The sequence below is a fragment of the uncultured Allobaculum sp. genome, from assembly GCF_948576815.1.
Taxonomy (GTDB): domain Bacteria; phylum Bacillota_I; class Bacilli_A; order Erysipelotrichales; family Erysipelotrichaceae; genus Allobaculum; species Allobaculum fili.
The window spans coordinates 1-1,396 of the sequence record NZ_CAPAEZ010000130.1; the positions used below are offsets into that span (position 1 = coordinate 1).

Sequence of the window (1,396 nt, forward strand, 5' to 3'; positions counted from 1 at the left end):
AATTATCCCAAGGAGGCGGTCGAGAAAATACCCGTCTTTTATTTGACGCTTACGAGGATCTTTTGCGTTCGACTATTTGAAATGCCCGATTTTTAAGAATTCGTCAATTGTCTGCTCAGTCCGTTACAATAAAGCCGATCGTTTACGATTTGCAGGAGGTTTAAAAATGACACAATCCACTACAATGGCTCTGACTCGATCCAGGCCAAAAAAGAAAAGGGGCCGAGATGCCCGCGTAGAACTGGTTCGGCTGATCGCCTGTCTGATCGTTCTGCTCTGTCATTCGTATCCGCCAGTGATCATTAACGGCGAACCGGCTTTTGGCCGTGTCTTTATTGCCTGCCTGGCAGCGGATGGCGTTGGTATTTTCTGGATGGTCATCGGCTGTTTTCTGTTTTCCAGTACGTATGGCAAAACGCTCAAGCGAGGGTTTACCCGGATTTTTATTCCGCTCGTTCTGGCGAGTCTGCTCGGCATTGCGATGAACAGTCTGCCCCTGCCCGGATTTGTCCCTTCGGATATTCCGGCGGTATTGAATGATTTTCTGCAATGGCGAAACGGTGTAATCGGCATGGATCATCTGTGGTATTTGTACGTCAATCTGCTCGTCTTTCTGTTCTTTCCGGTTTTGAAATGGATTGCGGACGGGCTGGATCGATCCCGAGTCGCCACCATTCTTTTTATGGCTGCTACGTTAGGGTTCTTTATTGTGAACGATCTGACGTCCAACCATCTCGCCGGCTTTTCTCACTATCTGTTCCGAGCAGCCATTCCGGCTTCCATCGAAGTGATCTGGGGACATATTCTGTATCGAAATCGAAAACACTTTCACGGCTGGATCACTGCCGCTGCGGCACTGGCCGGTTTCGTTTTCCTGAATCTGGCGCGGGCCAGGGTCCAGATGAAACATTTTGCGGCAGATCCGGGCGATGCGAGCGCGCTGTACTGGTATTCCGCCTGGGGCATGCTGGCCTCGGCACTCATTCTGATTTTTGGTCTGGCAGCCATTCGCCCCAGAAAAGGCGCTAAAAAAGCGGTTGAAGCGGGTGCAGAATCGATGATCTGTGCAGCCGCTTCGTATTCTTTTCTGATCTATATTGTTCACTTTCCCATTTTGCGCATTCTGACCAGCGTAGGATTTACTCAGTCTCTGCAAAATCTGATTTTGAAAAGCAACGGTTTCGCTTTCAGTCTGCTCTATACCCTTTGCATGGAGGCGATTCTCTTTGTGCTTTCCTTTATTCTTTCCTGGATTGTGAAATGGCTGTGGAAGGGCATCAAGATGCTCTTTCAGCCGGAAAAGGTCTATGGATAGAGCGTGAAAATTCGTTTTAAGTTAAGTAGAACTTTCCCAATCAGCTAAACTATACGGTCGGATTTTTGCGTGGACGACCAC

At 48.6% G+C, this 1,396-nt stretch carries 1 protein-coding gene; it reads left to right on the forward strand.

Going from position 1 to position 1,396, the window contains the following annotated elements:
* Positions 1-166: 166 nt before the first annotated feature.
* Positions 167-1,315, forward strand: coding sequence for an acyltransferase (locus Q2J39_RS10715; RefSeq protein ID WP_230266773.1), 1,149 nt, complete (start codon positions 167-169; stop codon positions 1,313-1,315).
* Positions 1,316-1,396 lie beyond the last annotated feature (81 nt).